This window comes from Paenibacillus sp. FSL R10-2778 (assembly GCF_038593035.1).
Taxonomy (GTDB): domain Bacteria; phylum Bacillota; class Bacilli; order Paenibacillales; family Paenibacillaceae; genus Paenibacillus_AQ; species Paenibacillus_AQ odorifer.
This window is the reverse complement of record NZ_CP151956.1, coordinates 3,107,668-3,128,855: the sequence shown is the minus strand read 5'-3', so window position 1 is coordinate 3,128,855 and position 21,188 is coordinate 3,107,668. Positions and strand designations below refer to the sequence as shown.

The window sequence follows — 21,188 nt, the reverse complement described above, 5'->3', positions numbered from 1 at the left end:
TTAAAGTTAAAGGGGGCTTAGGCTAGAAAAACTAGCTTTAAGACCCCTTTTCATCATGTACAACATTCGAACGAATGCCACGCTTGCCCTTATTAGCAGGAATGAGTATCTGAACAGAAGTGCCAATTCCAACACGGCTAAAAATGGTTACGCCGTACTCAGATCCATATTGTAGTTTAATTCGCTGATCCACATTACGGACCCCATAACCTGTATTCGTGTGACCCTTTGGATCAAAAATTTGATCAATACGTTCCTGTCTCATGCCGATTCCATCATCAATGATACGGAACAGAATATTATTGCCCTCTTTACGCCCAACAATGCGTAAATGAATGTGATCACCACACCAGGCGTGCTTCAGCACGTTCTCGATAAATGGTTGTAGAATGAGCTTTATGGTCTCATAAGGCCAGATTTCTGTATCAAAATCAAACATAACTTCCAGACGTTCACCGTATTTAATTTTCTGAATTTCTAAATAAGCGTTTGCCTGTTCAATTTCAGTCGGGACCGGTATCATGGTACGTCCTTCATTAAGCGTCAGGCGATAAAACTTCGCTAATTCCAGCACCATCTGCTGCAGCTTCTCATTTTGACCAAACTTGGCTAATTGAATAATAGATGACAACGTATTATATAGAAAATGAGGATTGATTTGTGATTGCAGAATTTCAAGCTCTGCTTCCTTCTTCTGGAGCTGCGTCAAATATACCTCTTTAATCAACATATCGATATTTTCGCCCATATCATTTAATGCGGTTGCAATCTGAGAGAATTCATCTTTGCCTCGATAGGAAATACGCTTGTGAAGATCACCTTCCCGATAGGCATTCAGCACGTATACGAACTTATTAATCCGAATTGAAAAATATCGGGATATAAATATGCCGACGAAACTAAAGACAACACAACAAATAAGACACATCAAAATAATAAACAGTCGTACCTTCACTGCATCCTGTTCAAGTATCGTAATTGGAACTAGCGCGTTTAATTGCCAAGCTTGGTTAGAAACCGTAACTGTTTCACTAATCGTCAGGTAATCCTTATTAAGTTCGGCTTCATTGGTATAGTGCTCTGGTAGTTCTCCCGATTGATACATCGTTCTTCCGAACTCGTTTTTTAAAATTAGAATACTTCCTTTTCCTATCTTCGTATAATTCACACTATTGAACAGATCTGGAATGCCAACATTAATCCGCAGGAAGCCAATCTCCTTAGGTACAAGAGGATCATATGTATCTATTAATCTACGTAGCAACGAGATACGATTATTTTCTACATCGCGCTCAATCTGCCACCATTTCATAGTCTCCGCATATTTCTCGGTTGGAAAATCATAATACCAGGATTTCCCTTCAATCCGGTTCATATGGTAAAGATGATAGAAGCTACTATTATCCAGATAGCCCTCTAGTGAATTCGAATAGATCTCAGGAATGGATTCATTCTTTAAAAATAGCGACATCCCAATCCTCATACCCGTTGATTGAATAGCTACGTCCAGCTTTGGAAGGACCTTCATAGACATCCGGTCATAATTTTCCCAGCCTTCTTCATAGCTTCGAAGATTCCGATAGAAATCATAATCACTATATAATTGTGTTGATATCCGGGTAACTTCCCCCATTTTGTAATCAATATTATCGCGAATCTGCAACAACGTACCTTTAATATTCGAGCTTGTATGCTCGCGTAATGAATCATTGTACATAGAGTGAGAGACAAAACCGATCACAGATACTGGGATAATAATGAAAAAAATATACGTCAGCATTAATTTATACCCTATCGGCACATACTTATGTTTACTTCTTGGTTGTTTCATGCAAAATCATCCCCCATCACTTCTCCCGCTTACGATACTCCATAGGTGTCATACCATAGGCTTCTTTGAATTGTCTGCTGAAGTAAGGAAGATAACGGTAACCTACCTGGCTCGCGATTTCATAGATTTTACACTTCGGATCTTTCAAAAGCTTGCCGGCTTGTTCCATTCGCAGCTGAATGAGTACTTCGCTGAACGTTTTCCCAGTTTCCTCTTTAAATAGATATCCCAAATAGTTGGGTGAGAAAGAGAACTGCTGTGCAATATCCTTTAACGTAAAATTCTCGCTCATCTTATCCTTCATCATTTGCATAATTTCTCTAATCAGTTTATTGTTCACTGACTCTGTTTTGCTGCGTAGGTACTCGGATATCTCAAACGTTTTGAGTACAAGCCAAGAGCGTATATCACTGATCGTATCGAATTGAAGCAAAATATCTAAACTATGTAACTCCATACCTAAGATTTCAAATAAATCCTCACTAACCTCTTTCAACTGCTGATCCAGCTTCCATATAATATACATGGCTAGATTATGAATCGTGAATTTAGATCTTAAACTACTCACGGATTTAAACAGCTTATCGATCTCGTCATAAATAAGGACTAACTCATATTCTTTCATCGCTTTAAAAAGTGTGTCCATACGGGCATCCAACGTACGGGCATCAATCATTCCAGGTTCGCTGCTAACCGTTTCATACATAATTAGTTTGCCCTTGCCGAGAAACATCTTTCCGTCAACGGCTTCCATAGCTTGCCGATAGGAGGTGTGGACCTGGTCCATAGCAAATGTAGGCTTCCCTACCCCTACGGTCATAGTGACAGGAAATTTTGTGCGAATTGACTCATAAATTTCTTCAATAAACTTCTCCATCTCCTGTTCGTTAATCAACAACGCGATTCGATAAGACGATACCTTATAGCAATGTGGCATACCGTGCTTCTGAGCAATTGTATTCACTTCATACAGAAAGTCCTTGGACATTAGATGTTTAGTTAGATTATCCTGTTCTTGAAACCAATTGAAATAATCCAGCTCCAAAACTGCCACACGTATAGGCCACTCCAGCTTATCCAGACCGTAAGACTTCATAAGCTTCAACATTCCAGCTTGAGTGTCCCCCTCCCATTCCCCTTCAAATAAGCGAATCAACAAATCATTTTTGGCCATAGGAATCATATGCTGATAAGCTTCTTCCACGTCACGCCGTTTACTTTCATCATCTAAATCCTGCTTTACTTTCTGTAGTGCAGCAATAAGTTCCTTGTCATCCATTGGCTTAAGGACATAGCTATATGCTTTTAGAGAAAGCGCCTGTTTCACATAGCTGAAATCCTGGTAACCGCTTACAAAAATCACACGTATATCGTTTTTTTTCTCTATGGCAATCCGAGCCAGCTCTAGACCCGACATATTCGGCATATTCACATCACTAACTATAATATCAATAACATGCTGTTCTAAAATATCGCATGCCGTAAACGCGTTATTCGCTGCCTCCACGACCTGCATACCCAGTTCATTCCAAGGAATGAATTGTCTCATGCCTTCAAGATCAAGCATCTCATCGTCTACTAATAATACGTTGTACATCAACACAATCCCCCTTTGAAATGTTTTAATCCAACCAGCTGAATTCTACTAACCAATCTTTTTCAGTATACCATTCATTCTCTTCCCTAACAGCTGATAAAACAATGAGTACAAGAAATGGGACGTAAAAACGAAGGCTTGCTAAATAGCAAACCTTCGTATTACAAATTATTATTTACCTAAAGCTTTCTTATTTTCTGTCCATACTTTTGTTACATAATCAAGGAATTTCTCATAGCCAACCTTGATAGAATCTTCATGTGCTTTATCAAGAATTGCTAATGCTTCTGCATCAGTCTTCGCATACATCGATTTTGCTCTTGCTGTTAACCAGATATCTCTGACACTTTGTCTGATAATCCCTTCTTCACTGTCTGGAGCCGGATCCCAATTCAGGAACTCCGTAAAGTCACCTTGCGAAGCCCAAGTTACTTCCATCTGCCAACGGTTACTAAAGTCAATCTTGTCAGCTGGAAGGGTTTGCAACATCATTTTCTTTGTATTATCCAAGAAAACAGTATTACCTACCCATACCAAGTCACCGGCTTTTCCGTTAATTTCGGACAGAGCTTCTGGCTCATTCAGATATTTATCTTTATTAAATTTAGGAGTAAGTCCATCTGCTTCAAATCCATCCCAATACCCTTCTGGTCCTGGAGGACCCCAGTTAAGAACCATAGAACCTTCTGGTCCTGTCATCCAGTCAAGCATAGCGAATACAGCCTCTGGATTTTTAGCGTTTTTAGTGATTGTAGCAACGTTCCAACCTAACTGATTATACGTTCCTGGAGTAATCTTACTTTGATCCAAACCAGCTTTGTAAATCGGTTTAATAAACATATATCCAGCTTCCGGATCCGTCTTCTTCATCTCTTCATCAGCAGTGGCGAGCAATTTCATTGGATCAAAAGTCGCAATAACAGCAAACTTGCCATTCATCGCTTTCTCTCTAATTTGATCTTCTGTTTGAGTATTCGCATCCTGCGTCATTAGCTTCTCACGCATTAATTTAGCAGCAAATACAACTGACTCACGGAATCCTTCATCCTTGTATATCGAACCCATTTTGTCGCCATCAGGTACGGCGTATATTCTAGTATACGACAGATTACTCTCTTTAAAAGAGGAGAATAACTGGTCAATTCCGTTACCATCTCTCGCTAAACCCGTCTCGAACGGAATAACGTCAGGGAACTTCGCCTTAACAGCATTTAAATAAGCATACAAATCATCTGTCGTTTCTAGCTTAGGAGAACCAAGCTCTTTGTAAATCTTTTTATTAATAGCATAACCGGCGTTTCCGTTTGGTTGAGTTGTATAATAATTCGGCAGCTGATAGATCTTCCCATCAGGGGAACGAAGCAATTCCAAATGTCCAGCTGTTAAGTATTTCTTAAAGTTTGGATATTTATCAATATATTCATCCAAAGGAACTAGCATATCCGCTTGGCGAAGACGTTCTACGTCAGCACCTTTCTCGGTCCACACAATATCCGGCAGCTCGTTACCAACGATCATCGTTTGCAGCTTTTGAGCGTTATTACCACCAGAGCTAATTCCTGTGACATTGATCTTCAGATTATCTAAAATCCATTTAGAAGCAGCATCTTTGCCCCATTTCGGCATTTGATACCAGCCGTAATTTCCGTAGAATGAGACTTCAAGCGGTTCTTTCCCTAATTCATACAAATCAGCCGCAGGAGCTTCAGTTGCTGTGTTGACCGCTGTTCCTCCTTCTTTCTCTGGTTCAGCAGTTGCCGCCGGAGCGCTTGAATTGTTGCCACCACAACCCGCAACCAAAGTCGTTAATAGCAAGGTAGACATCATACCGAGAAGCATCTTTCTCTTAGTCTTCAATGTATTTTCCCCTTTCAATTTGTAATCTATGTTCAAAGCAATACGCTCTAAACCCATTCTCATTCTATCATCCTACTCTTTCAATGATCCGACCAAGACCCCTTTAACGAAGAATCTTTGTAGGAATGGATACACACATACAATCGGAATGGTTGCAACCATGATCGTAGCCATCGTTAATGACTTCGAGGTTATTTTCTTAGCCGAGTTAATATGAGCAATGGAGCTTGCATCTACATTAGACAGCTGTTCTGAAGCAATATTAGAGAACAATATCTGCCTTAAGATGGTCTGAATCGGCATTAACTCCTCTTTCGTAATGTAAATACTCGCTACGAACCACTCATTCCAGTGATTTACTGCTGTGAACAAAGATAATGTTGCTATAACTGGTCCCGACAAAGGAAGCACGATGCGGACAAAAGTCCCCCAATATCCGCAACCGTCAATCTTTGCTGACTCCTCTAAACCTTGTGGAAGACCTTGAAAGAAGGTCCGGAATATGATCATATTCCATACGCTGACCAGTGCAGGAATTATAAACACCCAAAATGAGTTGAAGAGACCTAAACTTCTGATAAGCATGTATGACGGAATGAGTCCCCCACCGAAATACATAGTAATGATACACATAATCATGTAGTATTTGCGACCCATCAGTTCACGCTTCGACATTCCATAAGCGAATATCGAAGTGGCCAGTATCGCTGTTACTGTACCGATTACTGTCCGCAATGTAGCAATGACGAATCCACCCATTAGACGAGAATCTTCAAAAACGATCTTATAATTCTCAAGCGTGAACTCACGGACCCAGAAAGTAACTCCACCTTTCGAAGTATCCATCCCCTCATTAAAGGAAATAACAAGTGAGTTCCAAAATGGATAAAAAGCGGAAAATGCCAGTAAGGTCAAAAATACATATATGAATCCTATAAATATTCGATCTCCTATATTAATACGTTTCATAGTTTGGTCCCCCTATATTGAGTAATTCATTACCACAAGCTGTTCCCTGCTCTTCTGGCAATGAAGTTGGCAAAGGTAAGTAATGTCACGCTGATCACGGCCTTGAACAATCCGATAGCAGTCGCATAGGAGTACCTGAAATTGTCTATACCGACACGTACAACATATACATCAACTGAATCTGACACTTCTCGCAGAGCTGGATTGGAAGCTAGGATCAAAATATCTTCGAATCCTGCATTCACCAGATTACCGATTGCCAAAATCATAAAGATGATTACAACTGGCATAATTGAAGGCAACGTTATCAAATATATCTGTTTAAACCGACTTGCACCATCCATCGAAGCCGCTTCGTATAAATGCGGGTCAATACCAGCAATGGCAGCTAAGTACACGATTGAAGCAAATCCAATTTCTTTCCATACATTGGTTGTAACTAAAATGCCCCAGAAATATTCTGTCATGGAAAGGAAGTTGATCGGTTCATCAATGAATTTCAATTTCTCAAGCAGCATATTTATACTGCCGTTATCTACGGATAACATCGAGGTAACCATTGAGCCGATAACTACCCAAGATAAGAAGTGAGGCAAGTAAGTAACGGTCTGAATCACCCGTTTAAAGAACATCTTACGGACTTCGTTCAGCATTAACGCCAAAATAATCGGTGCAGGAAATCCAAAACAAAACTTCAGTAAGCTGATGATGATTGTATTTTTCATAACCACTTCAAATTCAGGAGCATTAAAGAAGTAAATAAAGTGCTTTAAGCCAACCCAGTCACTGCTAATAAAGCTATTACCTAACTTGTAATCCTGGAATGCAATTAGAATCCCGTACATGGGGATATAGGCAAAAATAAAAACTAGAACAAGTGCTGGCAATACCATAAGCTGTAGATCTATTTGCTTAAAAAAGCGTCTGATCCCGCTAGTTCGTTGCTTGTTGAGATTCGGTCCGGATCTCTTGTCTGGTGCGACGCTTGCGTTCGCCATAGGTGAATCCTCCTTGTGATGATTTTGAAGATATGTACAGATAATTGATGTCCTTTCTCCCTCCGCTATAGTTGCAACATTTATAAAATAATCATAAGGTTTAAGCGCTTTCAAAAATATATGACAAAACAACTATTATTGATACTTTGACACTCTCTTGCATTAGCTCGTCTCATATTCCTTAAGCTTGAATAAAAAAAGACACATACAGAGATAACATCTGCATGTGTCTTTGACTTTCTCCTTAATTAGCAAGAGTCCTCAGTATTTCTTCATTTATCTTTTCAGTAATTACTTTTTGGACCTTCCCATTATCCAGATAAACAATAGAAGGAACTGAATCTATCCCTAGCTTGGCAGCAAGTCCGGGTGACTTATATACATCTACCTTTGTGACCCTGACCTCCGAATGGGATTGCTCAAATTCCTCAATTAAAGGCAATAACTCCCGACAGGAAGGATCTGTGGCATTCCATAAATAAACAACAGATGCTTTGCCTTGATTCAGAATTTGATGCTCATACACCTCACATTCAGAGATATACTTCTCTGCACCATACCCTGCAATGGCACCATCGCCAACAGCGGTAGCAACTTGTTTTAGAAATTTATCGCACACATCTCCTGCTGCAAAGACCCCAGGTATATTCGTTTCCATTTTCTCATTAATAAGTACATATCCATTACGATTCAAATCTACTACCCCTGATAAAATTTCTGTGTTCGGGGTGTATCCAATAAATAAGAAACATGAATCGACCTTAACGCTTTGCAGTACATTAGATTTTAAATTTTTCAGGACGACGGAATTCAAACGTTCCTCACCTTCGAAAGAACTTACCACCGTATTCCACATGAATTCCATTTTAGGGTTTTCTAGTGCCTGCGTTTTGGCAATTTCATTACAATCCATTTTCCCATGATCATGCATGACAGATACGATCACTTTATCTGCAAACTTAGTCAGAAACATCCCTTCCTCAATAGCTGCATCACCACTGCCAACGACCATAACTGTTTTCCCCGTATTTGCAGCAGCGTCACAGGTTGCACAGAAGGAAATCCCTTTATCATATAAGAACATATCTTCATTAGCTGCACCTGTAATTCTTGGTTTTCCTCCACTGGCTATGATAATGACTTTACATTCATATCGAACCCGAAAGGTTTCCACTACTTTAATCTCTTCCGCTACCGAGACAGATTTGACATCTGTCATTTTGAAATCAACACCAAATTTTTTGGCTTGTTTATGAAATAATCCCATAAGATCTGTTCCGGTCGTTCCTTCAGGAAAACCAGGATAATTTTCTATTTCATTAGTATAAGTCGCAAGACCGCCTACCAGCGATTTTTCCAAAAGAAGTGTCTTCAATTTTGCTCGTCCACAATAGATCCCTGCTGTTAATCCAGCAGCCCCGCCACCGATAATGACGACATCATACTGTTCTGTCTTCTTTTCCATTTCAATTGACCCTCCTGTGTAGACTATGATTTCAATAAAATAGGCTGACTCTCGTCAGCACTATAAGCTCAGTCTATTTCACTTTTACATAAAGAATTTGGCCAATAATTTACTGCCTATAAATGCACCAACCAGCAGGAACAATCCAAAAATCCAGCCTGAAAGCGATAAAGAAGCTATAGCCGTAAATAATGCACCTATATTACATCCATTAGCCAGTCTAGCTCCGTACCCCATAAGCAGCCCACCAAGTACAGCCGCCACTACCTGCTTTTTGGACTTAATTTTCTTAAGCTTGAACTCGGAAGCAAACAATGTCGCTGCTAATGCACCTAAGATAATCCCTACATTTCGAATGGACCCACCATCATTCAAAAATCCGGAAGATAATGTTTTTTGAGCTTTCTCCGTACTAAAGTAAGCCCAGTTATCTACATTTCCTCCTACCAGTCGATACGCCCAAGCTCCCCAGTCTGCGAAGGCGCTGGTTACTCCCCATCCTTTTGAGAAAACAGCCAGATGTGCTGTAGCGAACACAGCGAGAAGTACAGCTCCAGTTACATAAGTAAACGGTTCTTTGAGCAATTGCTTGTAAAAGCGGTTAGACGATATCTTCAACCAGAATTCGTTCACCGTTTCATTCACCGTCCTTTCCTACTTAGCGATCCTATTTTACCTTCTCAATAACAACTTCCCACTCGCCATCATCGACCTCTTCGATTTCCACATTATGTCCCTGTTTTCTCGCCCATTCTGGTACGTTTTTCATTGCGCAGCTATGATCAATAGCAACAACTAGAACGTCTCCAACATTTAGTTCAGTCATTTTCTTTTCTGTTCTCATTAACGGTACCGGACAAGCTTCTCCCAGGCAATCAAGTGTAAATTCAGCCATCTTAAAAACCACCTTTTATATTTTTTCAAATTCCTAATAGTGAAAATATTCACGTAATAACTTAAACTAATCTGCGCTTCCCATCTTTTTCTCTTGCCATTTAACTGCAGCGATGTACAACAGAAGAATGATCAGGAACTGAACAACTAGTGCTCCAAGCCAACCAAAAACGTCTGGTAAAAATACAGTGGGTGCATCCTTTATAACGTTAGCTCTCCACCAACCCATATCATGTGATCCCCAAAGTGACCCAATGACAAAAAACACAAGTGACAACATCTGCATCGTGAATCCTTCACCTACACGCATCAATGTACCCGAAGCGCAACCCCCTGCAATAACCATGCCAATTCCGAATAATACTGCGCCAATTATCAAAGCAAAACTGATTTGACCCACATTATCCATCCCAGGAATCGGTTTACCTTCCAGGAATGCTGGATACTTTATGGCTGTAAATCCGATCGTAGCGAGAGAAAATGCTATCAGTACAGCTCTTGTTACCGATGTGCTGCCTGTAATACATGGATCTCTAAGTGATGCAGTAAAACAGAAACGTGATCTTTGCAAAATAACGCCAAACGAAATACCGAAAAGCAGGTAGACAACCATTTTATCGTGGGAATGGTCTAGGAAAAAACCAAACCCAATAATGAGAACTGTGACCAGCAACGCGATGGGCAACTGACTCTTTTTAGGTTTTCTAGGAGCTCTGGTTCGGGTTGATTTCGTTTCGGGACTTACGGTTTGCCCCATAGTCTAACACCTCCATCGTTTTATGTAATTGACTATGTGAAAATAGTAACATACTTATTTATGCTGTGGTTATCTGCTTTCTTTATGCTGTATAAGTGTTACTAATGGCACAGATGGAGCGTAATCAAGTATGCTATAGTTTGCACTAACAGCGGGCAACAGGAGGAATAAGTATGAATATGGAAACGCTTAAATTATTTTTAGATATTGCTTCGTTAAAAAGTATATCTAAAGCCGCTCAGAAATCTCATATCACCCAATCCGCACTGAGTCAGCAGTTGAAATCCTGGGAGAATACCTTAGGTTCTGAGCTTTTTGTGAGAAGTAATAAAGGGGCCAGCCTAACAGAAGCAGGGATTATAGCAGAGAAGTATGCGGAGCAAATCTGTAAATTGTATGATGATATGGTCACAGAGATCAATCATTTACAGCCAACACAACATGAGCTGTCTATTTATGCGATTCCAGAAGTCTGTAATTATGCCCTGCCATGTACCTTATATGAGGTAAAAAAGCATTTTCCCAATTGCCATATCACTCTAAACGAAGGGGCATCGTCACTAGTAGAAGAACGTTTGCTTCTTGAAGAAGGTGATGTTGGCTTTATTTCCGGGCCTTCCCCGAAATCTGAATTAAGCTCCAATATGGTGTTTTCTGATCAAGTTATGCTAGTGGCAAGCAGTACGACCGTTTGTCCTGATAAAATCACACTGAATGAGCTCCCTAAATATCCGTTAATCTGGTCCTCACAGCTTCATTGTGTGCAAAGGGCTTTAAATAACATATCTGCGGGTGAGCTTAAATTAAACATACTGTTTAATCTGGACTCCCTTGAGGCGGTAAAGCTTGCTGCAATTAGAGGACATGGTGTTGCCTTTCTGCCTTATATGTCCATAAAAAAAGAGTTGTATAGTAAACAACTCAAGATTATTCATATTGATCAGTTCCAAGTAAATAACGATGTCTACATGGTAAAAAAACATAATCAGCGTTGTGACAATGATACGAAACAATTAATTCGTTATATAGAAAAGACATTGATTGATACATTGTGTTGAACTTATATCTCAATCGTAATCTCCCATACCCCATTAATAACTTCTTGGATGGTACATTTCAAATTTGAACCACGACAGTAATCCGTGATGGAAACTTTTGCGCAGCTATGATCAGTAACCAGCATCACCTGTTCGCCATTTTGAATGGCTTTTTGATGTTTTTTTAACATCATTACTGGTACTGGACAGATTTCTCCCAGACAATCAATTTCAATCATGAAGTTACCATACTGAATTGAATGGGTAGCACCCCCACGTTTGTTTCGATCTTTATCGAGCCAGCCTCACCAAGGATCCCCTTTGTTTTTAAAGCAAATAAAGATGCCATTGTAGCATGTCCACAAAGATTGATCTCATGGCCTGGCGTAAAATACTTAAGCCTTAAATCAGCTACATCTGATGAGACTACAAAAACTGTTTCGTTAAAACCGACCTTATGAGCTATCGCTTGCATGTCACTTTCGCTCAAATGAGCCGCATCTAATACTACACCAGCTGGATTTCCTTTGTTGGGATAAGGAGAAAAAGCATCATAATGAGGTACTTTTATGTTGTTCATTGGTTAGTCTCCTTTCAATTTATTTCAGTAAAGCTTGATAACTTCACGAAGTGAGAAACTCAGCAGTAAAAATTTCTATTTCTCTTAAAACTTCTTGGCGGTTAGATATCGCATTACATATATAAAAACGGTCTTTATTGTGCTCATGAAACTGTTTAATTACATTAGGCTGTTGATTTAAGAATTCTTTATGAAGAGCTTCACAATCAATTTCAAGATGAGTATCATGAAGTTCCTTGAGTTCAAATACAAGGACATCTTTTTTGTGCTGGATTATTTCACAGACCATATCTTTTGCGTATATACCGTGAGTTAATAAGATTCTTAATGCCGATAGGTCATTGGCTTTTTCCTGTGAAATCTTAATTAATTCTGATTGTATCTGTTGGACTTGGTTCGTGTTCCAATGATCAATTAATTTTTCGAAAATCCAATACACCCATTCTTGATCATCGCTGTGTTGATTTAGTACATCTTTAACATATGGAATCATCGGATCCCCTATTTCAAGTAAAAAACCAGCTATTTCCCCCGCACCTGGCCAATTTAAATCTTGTATCCATTCAAGCAAACCCGGCAATATGCTTTTCACACGTGGATATCCTAAACGTATGACTGTTTCAGCCGCTCCATCCCAATAGTCTTTTGATATAGGTTGTACTAATAAATGCAAAGCTTCATCCTTTATATATTGTAGCTTATTAATTGCATCTTCCTTTTCCTCTTCGCGTGTGTGCCATGATAATTTTTTGATTAGACTAGATGCTTCTTCCACTAGATTCACCCTTTGAACTTGAATTTTCCACCACGCCGTTCTAGCTACAACACTGCTTTCTTCCGCTTTATTATCCAAATTATTAATAAGACGATAACCGATGTCCCCAATAAGAAATACATCCAAATCGTTTTTTTAACCAATTCATCATTGGGATAATGGCCTTTATTATAAGCTTTTACAAAGATATCCTCTTGGGTCTTAATAGCAATGTAATCTTTTGGATCCGTATTGATAATTGAGTAGTAGGGCGTACCTTTAGGATAAATATTCGAGAAATTTCCCCTGTACGTGCCTTCCTCATCGGAATATTTAGTTACATGCCCTATCTTCTTATCGATTTCTTCGGAGGGGATGAGTTCATCGTCTGATATTTCGTAGATGTCACCTGAATAAACAACAAACGAACCGGCCCAATCCGCGTAGACCGCATGTAATGGCAATAAAGCAATTATGGCTAGAATTACAATAATGAATTTCTTCATCTCAACCTCCTAGCTTTGGGATTCGATTGATTTATAGATTGTTTTGAACTCTTTTACATTATTTAATCCATCAATAAGCTCCACTAAACCTGACAAAGATTCCAAACCATCTATTAATTTCTGAATGGGCGATCACATCCGCGTTAAATACGTCTGGATCAATATCGTTCAAAAGTATCGTTGTTGTGACCTCTGTAAAATCTGGTTCTACATAACAGGTTGAGGATTTATTATATAGACTACAATCAGCATCAGAAGCAAAAATGAAAGAAATGCGGTGATGATTATGAGTTTCTTTCTTTTTTTGATCATAGGGATTAACTCCTTACGGTTTAGATACAAAGTGATTTCCGATAAATGTATTTATGATCCTCATCCATATCCGATTATTTCATATACCCCACACTGCGCCAAAACCTTTCATTTGCATCATTAGTCGGGGTTAACTCGATATACTTTGCACCGTCTGCATAAACATGTTTTTCGACCATTGAATAGGCAAATTCACCATACCCTAAATTCCGATACGTAGGTTCAATATAATACTCCATTAAAAAACACTTTCCACCCTCATCAAAATAAGTAACATACATTAAAAATCCAAGCACAGTACCGTCCTTATGTATAAGAAACAAATTTAAAGGATTTATATCTCTTGTTCATCGCCCATAGATACGTGGAGAGATAATTCATCAATGTAACTATTAAAAAGTCCCCAAAATATATCTACATCCGATTGATCTTTTGCTGCAAAAACCTCTAAATGAATCGTATTCATTTCAACCTCCTTAATCATAGTTTTTAATGAAAATCTTAAACGAGCTCTCAATTGCGTCAAAATCAGTCGAGCCAATAATTTGATCCATAACCTTGCCATCAGAGTTTATAAAAAACAACGCTGGAAAAGCTTGTTCACCAAATTGTTTATGGAGATCACCTGTTTCATCTAGGAGAACGGGATACTTAATGTTGTAATCCGCCACGTATTGTTTTACTTCAGAAAGATCATCTTGATAAAGCAAATTGATTCCGTATATGTTCACTCTATTTTTATATTTCTCATACAATGAGACAATCTTAGGAGCGTCGTCATTACAATATGGACACCATGAGGTGAAAAATACGAATACAGTCGGTTTCTCCGAAAAGTCCACTTGAATTTTGTTTCCATTCGCCAACTCTTTTAGTTCAATGTTCTCAGGACTCTTAATGGGTTTAGAAGAGTTGTTTACTACGACAAGTATAATCGAGCTTAATGCAATCAAAAATATAAATGTACTTACAATAATAGATATCTTCTTCAAAAATAATCCGTCCTTTTATACTTCCTTAGTTACATTAAGCTTTTTCCATTTACGAATCTTAGAGCGAAAAGTCTTAAACGGTGCTACTGAATTAATATGAATCCATTTGACCATTGGCCATCTTGGATTGTTTCCTGTCCATTTCCGCACGCCTTGCGTAAAAAGTTCTTCATCACTTAAAGAATCAATCCAGTTCTGCCACTGATGTTCTGTCTCTTGAAATAAAGATCTTAACTCGTCTAATGAGTAGGCAGCATATGTATGATAAAACGATTGATATAATCCGCCAAGTTGATTCCATTTATAATCCGGTGAAGGTGTAATAACGGTTAACCCTGATTTTTCATCCTTATCCCATTTCATAACAAGATTCAACCATCCCAATTGATAAGCAATGATTTCTGCTGGGGTTCGATCAACCCCTTCCATACGATTGTCTCTTTGGGAGTTCTCAATGCCATCAAATTCATGATCAAGAGACTGATAGGCAATATGAATCGCATCTTTCAATTCTTCTTTTGATAGATAATCTTGTGTAGACATCATACCCCTCCTTTTAAACACTTTACTAAATTACTTTACAAACGTATTATGTACTCGCTCTGATTTCAATAAATATGCAGTCCAAATTGCACACGTAAACGCTGACCTAATGATCCCTTTGAGTGAATCTCCATTTCCAAGTTCTCTGGCAAGAGGAATTTGATAAAGAATTTTACAAAGTGATTTTATCGCCCACAACAATACACTTACTGTTACTGCCATGCCCAATCTCAGCTGTCTTTATAATAGGAATGGAGGCGGAATGGCTAATTTCCTTCACATACTCTTCTACTATCGGGAATTCATTAAAGTTCTCAAGTTCTGAAAACGAGCCTAGAATCAATCCAGCACAAGCATCAAAATATTTCAATTGCTGGAGCTGAGCAAAAAAGGAGACTATTTTGTTAGCTCTGCCACTTAAACTCTCCAACAATAATATTTTGTCACAAGGATCCGGAAAATAGCTTGTCCCTGCCAGCTTCAAAAAGCAGCGAATATTCCCCCCGATTACTATCCCGCTCATCTGGTTACCACGAACCCAATGATACCGGAAATCGTAAAGATCGTTTTGACCCTCGAAAAATGTTCGATAAAAAGCCCTTTGCTGCTCCGCCCCATCAGAAGACACTAAATTCATCAACTGATAATGATAGGATTTCGAATTATTTTGCGTATATAAAGCGTTCAAAATAACTGACAAATCACTCATTCCGAAAAAGGGTTTGGGGTTCATTCGAATACTTTCATAGTCTATGTACTCTAAGATCTGATTGGCAGAATCCCCACCTGAAATATCGAATATCGCGCTAATTTCAGTATTTTTAAATAGTTGATTCAGCTCCACTGCTCTTTCCTTGGGATTGCCGCTGAAATATCCCTCTTTTCTAAACAAAGTATTAGCCACCACTACATGGAGTCCAAAGGAATGCAAAACTCTTTTTAATTCCTCTACTTTAGCTAGGTTTTCTACTCTCACACCATCTGAACAAGCAATCAGTCCTACTTTATTCCCGCGAGTAAATTTTAAGGTTGTGTTCATTTTAATAATCCTTTCGATTCGACTTTTTAGTTTAATCACCTCAAATTTACGATCATGTTTACACCATACCATATTTAGGGATTTGAATCATTTTCTTCTTGAAATTATGAAACCACAACATGGTAATATAAGTATAATAATGCAAGATCAAATACATTGGGGGTGTACTAATGCGTAAATCACCGTTGATATTAAGCATGATATTATTATCCCTGGCGTTAATTATGGGATGTAGTTCAGAAGTAGATGATGCTACTAAAGCCGCAGAGAAATATAAAAATGTAGAATATACCGTCAAGGCTTCTGAGGATTTAATGTCTGATGAATCCATTCTTGCGCGAAATGAAGAGATGAAACCGTATTTTACAGAATACTTTTCCGAAAAAGCTATAGCGAACCGAATTACAACTATCCCATTTAAAATCGCTGATAAACAAAAGCTTTCTTTAAAACCGGAAAACCTAAAATTCAACCTTTCCGAACAAAAAAAGGATATTGTCGAGTTAAAATATACGGTGGATCTTGTTTTATTGGATAAGGATGACAAAGAAAGTAAACGTGTACCTTTGGAAGGTATATTGACTCTCTTTGATGTGGACGGTAAATGGTTAGTTCAAGGGGATCGATTTGATACTGTAGCATTAATGAACTTGATTGATGGGTAAATTTGAATATCCTTCTTATCATAAAAAGCAGACTGCTCTAATGAGCAACCTGCTTTTTTTGAATTACATTATTTTTTTGCTCATCCTATAATTGACCAACAGAACACCTTTTCGTTCTACACTTTGTTTCGCAATAACCTGGTACCCCAATCGTTCAAAAAAAGGTTTAGCAGTGATGCTTGCTTCGGTATCCATTTCATAAAGACCCTGTTCTTTTGCTTTCAATTCAAACTTATTCACCAATGCAGAGGCTACACCTTGCCCTTGGTAATCTTTGTGAACATATAATCGATCCAAATGTCCTTCTGCTGTCATATCAGAAAAGCCCACAATAATATTATCAATTTCGGCTACATAAGTGATATTTTGACGTAAAGAAGCTCTCCAAGTATTAAGCTTAAGTGCCTCTTCCTCTTTAGGTGCCCAAGCATCCAGCTGTTCCTGTGAGTAGTCTTGTTTGTTTACGGAATGAACTGTTTCGTAGAACAATGAGACAATTTGACTAAGATCCGATTCTCGGTAAGCTCTAATATTCATTTTGATCTCCTTGCTGGCGATTGTAGTAACAGAAGTCAATCTCAAAACTCCACTAGATCGATTTTCCGGCCAGATTCAGCACTTTCCAGCGCTCCGAACACCATTGCCATACTATACCGATTATCTCTACAATTCGTCTCTGCAGGACGTTGCTCTGCCAATGACAAGAACATCTCATCCAAACACCCTTGATGGAATGTTTTACTCATCTCAACGTTTTCACCATTTACACGCTTTACGTCACGAATGAACTTATCACTCTGATCTCCTGCAGTAACTACCTCAGCATATGGCAGCTCATGACCATCCCAGATTGCGGTTCCTTTCTCCCCGTTAACCCGCCAAGAAGCTTCCCATGACGTGGATGCACCTTCTGCACACCAAGATCCCTGATAGGTAAATATTGAACCGTCGGACATCTCGAAAATGCACACTGCCGAAGCATTCCCCTCATACCATGAGCCGGGAGGATTAAACTCCTGACAGTATACGGACACAGGGTTCGCGCCACTAATAAACCGGGCCTGGTCGAAGGTATGAATCGCCATATCCAGCAGCAACGGACTTTTCATAACATCACGGAATCCCCCGAAATGAGCCCCAAGGAAAAAGCTTGCACCGATAAATCCTGTTCTACCAATCGTTCCTGATTCTATGATTTTTCTTAAAGAACGAATACGAGGATCATAACGGCGGTTCTGCATCACAGCATGAGCGTTTCCAGTCCGTTCCGAGATCTCAACAATCTTATTACATTCCTCCATAGTCTCAGCTAAAGGTTTCTCACTAAAGACATTACATCCAAGTTCCAATGCAGTGCTAGAAATATTGAAATGACTTCCTGGAACAGTAACGTCAAAGATGAGATTTGCTGCGGTCTCCTGTATCGCCTGCTTAATATCCGTAAACGTCAGACATGAAATCCCATGCTTCGCGGCCATCGCCTCAGCCGACTCCAACCTTATATCTACTAGAGCAACGATCTTAGTATCTGGACGCAATAAAGCGTATTCAATCCATGCATTAGCCATTCCTCCGCAACCTGCAACCGCTACACGGTACTGTGCTGTCATATTTCTCCCCCTGACTTATTAAAGCGGATTAGGCACAAAGCTGCCCCCGCGGCATTGTTTTAAATGATTCAAGGCATGTACTTGACCCGTCATTTCCAGTTCATCCCGATAGACAGGATCATGCCAACCTTCAATATCAATGGTGCCTTTATAACCAGCCTGACGCAAAATGGAGATAACATCCGTCCAGTTCGTATCACCAAAACCCGGAGTACGGTGCCATACATAAGGTTTCGGGCCGTGGATTCCATATTCTTTTACAATATCCCAAGCGATGGTGGCATCCTTGCCGTGTACATGGAAAATCTTATCTGTCCATTTGCGCAGCTGTGGAATCGGGTCAATCAACTGCACCATCTGATGGCAGGGCTCCCATTCGAGTCCCATATTGTCAGCAGGGACAGCGTTAAACATCTTTTCCCAGGCTATTGGATGATGAGCGATATTCCAGTCCCCTGAAGTCCAATTGCCATCCATGGAACAGTTCTCAAAAGCAATTCTTACTCCGCGATCTGCTGCTCTTTTTGTCAGCTCACCAAAGACCTCGGCAAACTTCGGAATCGATTCATCAATGGACACTCCTGGTAGTCGTCCCGTGAATCCTGATACCATATCAGTACCAAATACATGAGCATGATCAATAAGCCGTTCCCAGCTCGCTAATGCATCGGAATTGTCACCCGTATTCGTCAAAGGATTGCCAAAGATGCCAACCGATGAAATCACAAAATCATGTTTTGCCGCAAGTTCTTGCACACGCTTACCAGTTTCCACAAGATCTGTTTCACCTGTAGTCTGCCAGAAGGTTAAGCTAAAAGATTCGAAGCCATGACCTACGATTTGCGGAATCACTCTAACAGCATCTCCGCCACCAACTAATGTACCTATACGCATTGTATCCTTCATCTTGTGTACCACTCCAATATTGGTTTATAGTAAGTTCTATAACCCGAGTATATACTGCATTTGAGCTTAAAACTCTTATTATATTGTGTTTATATAGTCGTATATTGTGGGAGTTGAATAAATATTGAGCTATCCTAATGATCTTAAAGAATACCCTCAATTAGAAGGAAACACCTATCCGTTTCGATTGTTTTTTAATGAATGCAGACATGCGAAAATCGGCCAGAACATCCTTTTTCTACACTGGCATGAGCATTTCGAAATCATTATCATGCAAGCAGGCAGCGCCATTTTCCACATCGACAGCAAACCCTACGAACTGCATCCCGGAGAGGTTTTGTTTGTTCCTTCTGGAGGTTTGCATGTTGGATATAGTCTGCGGGATGATCATGTCCGATTTATATCCGTCGTATTTCATAGTTCTTTATTTAAAGATTGGAAGCAAGATCCTCAACATGAACAATTCGTAGCTCCCTATTTGGAGAATCGATATCAGCTACCAGTTAAACCAGCGGCACTAGTTCCAACCTGTTCCACTTATTACTCTCTTCTGAGCACTATCGTGGATGAAGTGCATCAGAAAGGTCCTGCATTTCAGCTGATCATCAAAAATCAACTTCATCTGCTTTTTGTATTGCTCTCCCGTACCTTTTTGCCTGAACAGGTTTCTGGCAGAACAAATGAACGTCAATCCTTCAATCGTGAGCGTTTTAAGCCACTGCTGGAGTACATGGAGAACCATTTTGATGAGAAAATGACCATTGAAAGTGCCGCGAGATCCGTTAATCTAAATCCATACCATTTCTGCAAAACCTTTAAGAAGCTCACCGGCCGAACCTTCATCGATTATGTTAATCTTTGCCGCGTAAATGAAGCAGAACGTCTGCTGCTGGAGACAGATTTTACTGTAACGGAGATTGCTGGACGAGTGGGCTGCGACAATCCTAATTATTTTACCAAGCTGTTTAAGCAATATAAAGGAACTACACCATCCGGTATTAGAAAATAATTCACACTGGAAAATAGGAGCATGTAAAATGAATTTAAAAGAAACGTTGATATGCATAAAAGAAAATGATTACCAAGCACCTCCCGATACCTTCCAGTTGGTACAAGAAATGATAAATAACATTGGTTCTTTAGATGCCCAACTACGGGATGAGCTAATTTATACAACCTTATCACATTGGATCCCAGGTAATTCTCTAACCACAAACGAACTGGAACAACTTATACCTCTTATCTTGGATAAAAACCATTTGCATTTTAAGCTTGGTGAAACCAATACAGACTCTGTCTTTACTAGATCCTTCTCTATGCTAGTCATCCCACTCCTCTTCATGAGGCATAAAGAATCACCATTTCTCTCAAGAGAGCAAATTCATCAGATAAAAGAGAAGGTATTTTGCAGTGTGCAAAATGAGCGGGATTACCGGGGGTATGACGAAGAAAAAGGCTGGGCTCATGCTATAGCCCATGCAGCAGATACTTTAGATGAATTGGCTCAATGCTCCGAACTGGATGAAAATGACCTCATAACTATCCTCGATTTGTTTTACGAAAAGATGACCATAACAGATCGAATATACTCCGATGGGGAAGATGAGCGAATGGTAAGATCCATAATGAGTGTTTTAGATAGAAAAATGCTTAGTCAGACTTATGTAGAGCAATGGATTCAAAGTTTTGGTGATGTGGAGAAAAATCCAGAATTTCTTCCTGCTTTTAAACAAAAAAATAATATAAAGAACTTTTTGAAAAGTTTATATTTTCGAGTTAAGTATTACAAAGTACATGCCAATCTCTGTCCAACAATCGAGCATACATTATATAAAGTAGAAAAAGTATACTATTCCTAATTAAAAAAAGTGAGGGT

At 39.3% G+C, this 21,188-nt stretch carries 23 protein-coding genes and 1 pseudogene; 4 read left to right on the top strand and 20 right to left on the bottom strand.

What is annotated here, in order from left to right; genetic code table 11:
* Positions 1–37: 37 nt before the first annotated feature.
* From NST40_RS13925 to NST40_RS13885, 9 genes are all read right to left on the bottom strand, one after another.
* Positions 38–1,831: a sensor histidine kinase gene (locus NST40_RS13925; protein ID WP_076217914.1), complete on the bottom strand. Its 1,794-nt coding sequence runs from the start codon at positions 1,829–1,831 to the stop codon at positions 38–40.
* Between the two features lie 16 nt (positions 1,832–1,847).
* A complete protein-coding gene (locus NST40_RS13920; protein ID WP_076217915.1) occupies positions 1,848–3,428 on the bottom strand; it encodes a response regulator in 1,581 nt (526 codons plus the stop codon).
* Positions 3,429–3,599: 171 nt separating this feature from the next.
* Positions 3,600–5,285 (bottom strand): extracellular solute-binding protein, encoded by a 1,686-nt coding sequence (locus tag NST40_RS13915; protein ID WP_175617374.1) that lies wholly within the window; start codon positions 5,283–5,285, stop codon positions 3,600–3,602.
* Between the two features lie 72 nt (positions 5,286–5,357).
* Positions 5,358–6,254, bottom strand: a complete 897-nt coding sequence (locus NST40_RS13910; RefSeq protein WP_036678249.1) for a carbohydrate ABC transporter permease — start codon at positions 6,252–6,254, stop codon at positions 5,358–5,360.
* Between the two features lie 29 nt (positions 6,255–6,283).
* The gene (locus NST40_RS13905) at positions 6,284–7,252 is read right to left on the bottom strand and encodes an ABC transporter permease subunit (protein WP_076129315.1); all 969 of its coding nucleotides are present in this window, start codon (positions 7,250–7,252) and stop codon (positions 6,284–6,286) included.
* Positions 7,253–7,496: 244 nt separating this feature from the next.
* Positions 7,497–8,717: an FAD-dependent oxidoreductase gene (locus NST40_RS13900; protein ID WP_076275705.1), complete on the bottom strand. Its 1,221-nt coding sequence runs from the start codon at positions 8,715–8,717 to the stop codon at positions 7,497–7,499.
* A gap of 84 nt (positions 8,718–8,801) precedes the next feature.
* Positions 8,802–9,362 (bottom strand): YeeE/YedE thiosulfate transporter family protein, encoded by a 561-nt coding sequence (locus NST40_RS13895; RefSeq protein WP_232061338.1) that lies wholly within the window; start codon positions 9,360–9,362, stop codon positions 8,802–8,804.
* 22 nt (positions 9,363–9,384) lie between these two features.
* Positions 9,385–9,612 (bottom strand): sulfurtransferase TusA family protein, encoded by a 228-nt coding sequence (locus NST40_RS13890; RefSeq protein ID WP_076129313.1) that lies wholly within the window; start codon positions 9,610–9,612, stop codon positions 9,385–9,387.
* A 66-nt stretch (positions 9,613–9,678) separates the two neighbouring features.
* Entirely contained in the window at positions 9,679–10,368 is a 690-nt protein-coding gene (locus tag NST40_RS13885; protein ID WP_076135115.1) for a YeeE/YedE thiosulfate transporter family protein, read from the bottom strand.
* A gap of 173 nt (positions 10,369–10,541) precedes the next feature.
* Between NST40_RS13885 and NST40_RS13880 the strand changes: the two genes are divergently transcribed.
* Entirely contained in the window at positions 10,542–11,426 is an 885-nt protein-coding gene (locus NST40_RS13880) for a LysR family transcriptional regulator (protein ID WP_076135116.1), read from the top strand.
* A gap of 2 nt (positions 11,427–11,428) precedes the next feature.
* Here NST40_RS13880 and NST40_RS13875 read toward each other — a convergent pair whose 3' ends face one another.
* The 8 genes and pseudogenes from NST40_RS13875 to NST40_RS13840 form a co-directional block, all read right to left on the bottom strand.
* Positions 11,429–11,644, bottom strand: a complete 216-nt coding sequence (locus NST40_RS13875) for a sulfurtransferase TusA family protein (protein ID WP_076129310.1) — start codon at positions 11,642–11,644, stop codon at positions 11,429–11,431.
* 14 nt (positions 11,645–11,658) lie between these two features.
* Positions 11,659–11,985 (bottom strand): annotated as a pseudogene (locus NST40_RS13870) (PhzF family phenazine biosynthesis isomerase); the annotation flags it as partial.
* Positions 11,986–12,028: 43 nt separating this feature from the next.
* Positions 12,029–12,760: a DUF5071 domain-containing protein gene (locus tag NST40_RS13865; protein WP_076275872.1), complete on the bottom strand. Its 732-nt coding sequence runs from the start codon at positions 12,758–12,760 to the stop codon at positions 12,029–12,031.
* 44 nt (positions 12,761–12,804) lie between these two features.
* Complete coding sequence (locus tag NST40_RS13860; RefSeq protein ID WP_179086965.1) at positions 12,805–13,245, bottom strand: hypothetical protein; 441 nt, start codon at positions 13,243–13,245, stop codon at positions 12,805–12,807.
* A gap of 646 nt (positions 13,246–13,891) precedes the next feature.
* On the bottom strand, positions 13,892–14,023 hold the full coding sequence (locus NST40_RS13855) for a hypothetical protein (RefSeq protein WP_256718900.1): 132 nt from the start codon (positions 14,021–14,023) through the stop codon (positions 13,892–13,894).
* Between the two features lie 10 nt (positions 14,024–14,033).
* Positions 14,034–14,549: a TlpA disulfide reductase family protein gene (locus NST40_RS13850; RefSeq protein WP_076217918.1), complete on the bottom strand. Its 516-nt coding sequence runs from the start codon at positions 14,547–14,549 to the stop codon at positions 14,034–14,036.
* Between the two features lie 15 nt (positions 14,550–14,564).
* Positions 14,565–15,092, bottom strand: coding sequence for a ClbS/DfsB family four-helix bundle protein (locus tag NST40_RS13845; protein WP_076275707.1), 528 nt, complete (start codon positions 15,090–15,092; stop codon positions 14,565–14,567).
* Between the two features lie 172 nt (positions 15,093–15,264).
* Complete coding sequence (locus NST40_RS13840) at positions 15,265–16,131, bottom strand: S66 peptidase family protein (protein WP_076275708.1); 867 nt, start codon at positions 16,129–16,131, stop codon at positions 15,265–15,267.
* A 170-nt stretch (positions 16,132–16,301) separates the two neighbouring features.
* On the opposite strand from NST40_RS13840, the gene NST40_RS13835 reads away from it, so the two are divergent.
* Positions 16,302–16,796 (top strand): hypothetical protein, encoded by a 495-nt coding sequence (locus NST40_RS13835; RefSeq protein ID WP_076129305.1) that lies wholly within the window; start codon positions 16,302–16,304, stop codon positions 16,794–16,796.
* Between the two features lie 63 nt (positions 16,797–16,859).
* Here the strand turns inward: NST40_RS13835 and NST40_RS13830 are convergent, their stop codons facing one another.
* From NST40_RS13830 to NST40_RS13820, 3 genes are read right to left on the bottom strand one after another with little or no spacing between them, the layout of a single operon-like run.
* Positions 16,860–17,333: a GNAT family N-acetyltransferase gene (locus tag NST40_RS13830; protein ID WP_076194362.1), complete on the bottom strand. Its 474-nt coding sequence runs from the start codon at positions 17,331–17,333 to the stop codon at positions 16,860–16,862.
* A gap of 41 nt (positions 17,334–17,374) precedes the next feature.
* On the bottom strand, positions 17,375–18,406 hold the full coding sequence (locus NST40_RS13825) for a Gfo/Idh/MocA family oxidoreductase (protein WP_076275709.1): 1,032 nt from the start codon (positions 18,404–18,406) through the stop codon (positions 17,375–17,377).
* A gap of 18 nt (positions 18,407–18,424) precedes the next feature.
* Positions 18,425–19,312: a sugar phosphate isomerase/epimerase family protein gene (locus NST40_RS13820; protein ID WP_076217922.1), complete on the bottom strand. Its 888-nt coding sequence runs from the start codon at positions 19,310–19,312 to the stop codon at positions 18,425–18,427.
* A 124-nt stretch (positions 19,313–19,436) separates the two neighbouring features.
* Between NST40_RS13820 and NST40_RS13815 the strand changes: the two genes are divergently transcribed.
* Positions 19,437–20,321 (top strand): AraC family transcriptional regulator, encoded by an 885-nt coding sequence (locus tag NST40_RS13815; protein WP_076217923.1) that lies wholly within the window; start codon positions 19,437–19,439, stop codon positions 20,319–20,321.
* A gap of 28 nt (positions 20,322–20,349) precedes the next feature.
* The gene (locus tag NST40_RS13810) at positions 20,350–21,171 is read left to right on the top strand and encodes a DUF2785 domain-containing protein (protein ID WP_076275710.1); all 822 of its coding nucleotides are present in this window, start codon (positions 20,350–20,352) and stop codon (positions 21,169–21,171) included.
* Positions 21,172–21,188 lie beyond the last annotated feature (17 nt).

Coding starts and splice junctions, on each gene's coding strand:
- NST40_RS13925 (WP_076217914.1), bottom strand. CDS start 1,831: ATGAAACAACCAAGAAGTAAACATAAGTATGTGCCGATAGGGTATAAA.
- NST40_RS13920 (WP_076217915.1), bottom strand. CDS start 3,428: ATGTACAACGTATTATTAGTAGACGATGAGATGCTTGATCTTGAAGGC.
- NST40_RS13910 (WP_036678249.1), bottom strand. CDS start 6,254: ATGAAACGTATTAATATAGGAGATCGAATATTTATAGGATTCATATAT.
- NST40_RS13905 (WP_076129315.1), bottom strand. CDS start 7,252: ATGGCGAACGCAAGCGTCGCACCAGACAAGAGATCCGGACCGAATCTC.
- NST40_RS13900 (WP_076275705.1), bottom strand. CDS start 8,717: ATGGAAAAGAAGACAGAACAGTATGATGTCGTCATTATCGGTGGCGGG.
- NST40_RS13890 (WP_076129313.1), bottom strand. CDS start 9,612: ATGGCTGAATTTACACTTGATTGCCTGGGAGAAGCTTGTCCGGTACCG.
- NST40_RS13885 (WP_076135115.1), bottom strand. CDS start 10,368: ATGGGGCAAACCGTAAGTCCCGAAACGAAATCAACCCGAACCAGAGCT.
- NST40_RS13880 (WP_076135116.1), top strand. CDS start 10,542: ATGAATATGGAAACGCTTAAATTATTTTTAGATATTGCTTCGTTAAAA.
- NST40_RS13875 (WP_076129310.1), bottom strand. CDS start 11,644: ATGATTGAAATTGATTGTCTGGGAGAAATCTGTCCAGTACCAGTAATG.
- NST40_RS13860 (WP_179086965.1), bottom strand. CDS start 13,245: ATGAAGAAATTCATTATTGTAATTCTAGCCATAATTGCTTTATTGCCA.
- NST40_RS13855 (WP_256718900.1), bottom strand. CDS start 14,023: ATGAATACGATTCATTTAGAGGTTTTTGCAGCAAAAGATCAATCGGAT.
- NST40_RS13845 (WP_076275707.1), bottom strand. CDS start 15,092: ATGTCTACACAAGATTATCTATCAAAAGAAGAATTGAAAGATGCGATT.
- NST40_RS13840 (WP_076275708.1), bottom strand. CDS start 16,131: ATGAACACAACCTTAAAATTTACTCGCGGGAATAAAGTAGGACTGATT.
- NST40_RS13835 (WP_076129305.1), top strand. CDS start 16,302: ATGCGTAAATCACCGTTGATATTAAGCATGATATTATTATCCCTGGCG.
- NST40_RS13830 (WP_076194362.1), bottom strand. CDS start 17,333: ATGAATATTAGAGCTTACCGAGAATCGGATCTTAGTCAAATTGTCTCA.
- NST40_RS13825 (WP_076275709.1), bottom strand. CDS start 18,406: ATGACAGCACAGTACCGTGTAGCGGTTGCAGGTTGCGGAGGAATGGCT.
- NST40_RS13820 (WP_076217922.1), bottom strand. CDS start 19,312: ATGAAGGATACAATGCGTATAGGTACATTAGTTGGTGGCGGAGATGCT.
- NST40_RS13810 (WP_076275710.1), top strand. CDS start 20,350: ATGAATTTAAAAGAAACGTTGATATGCATAAAAGAAAATGATTACCAA.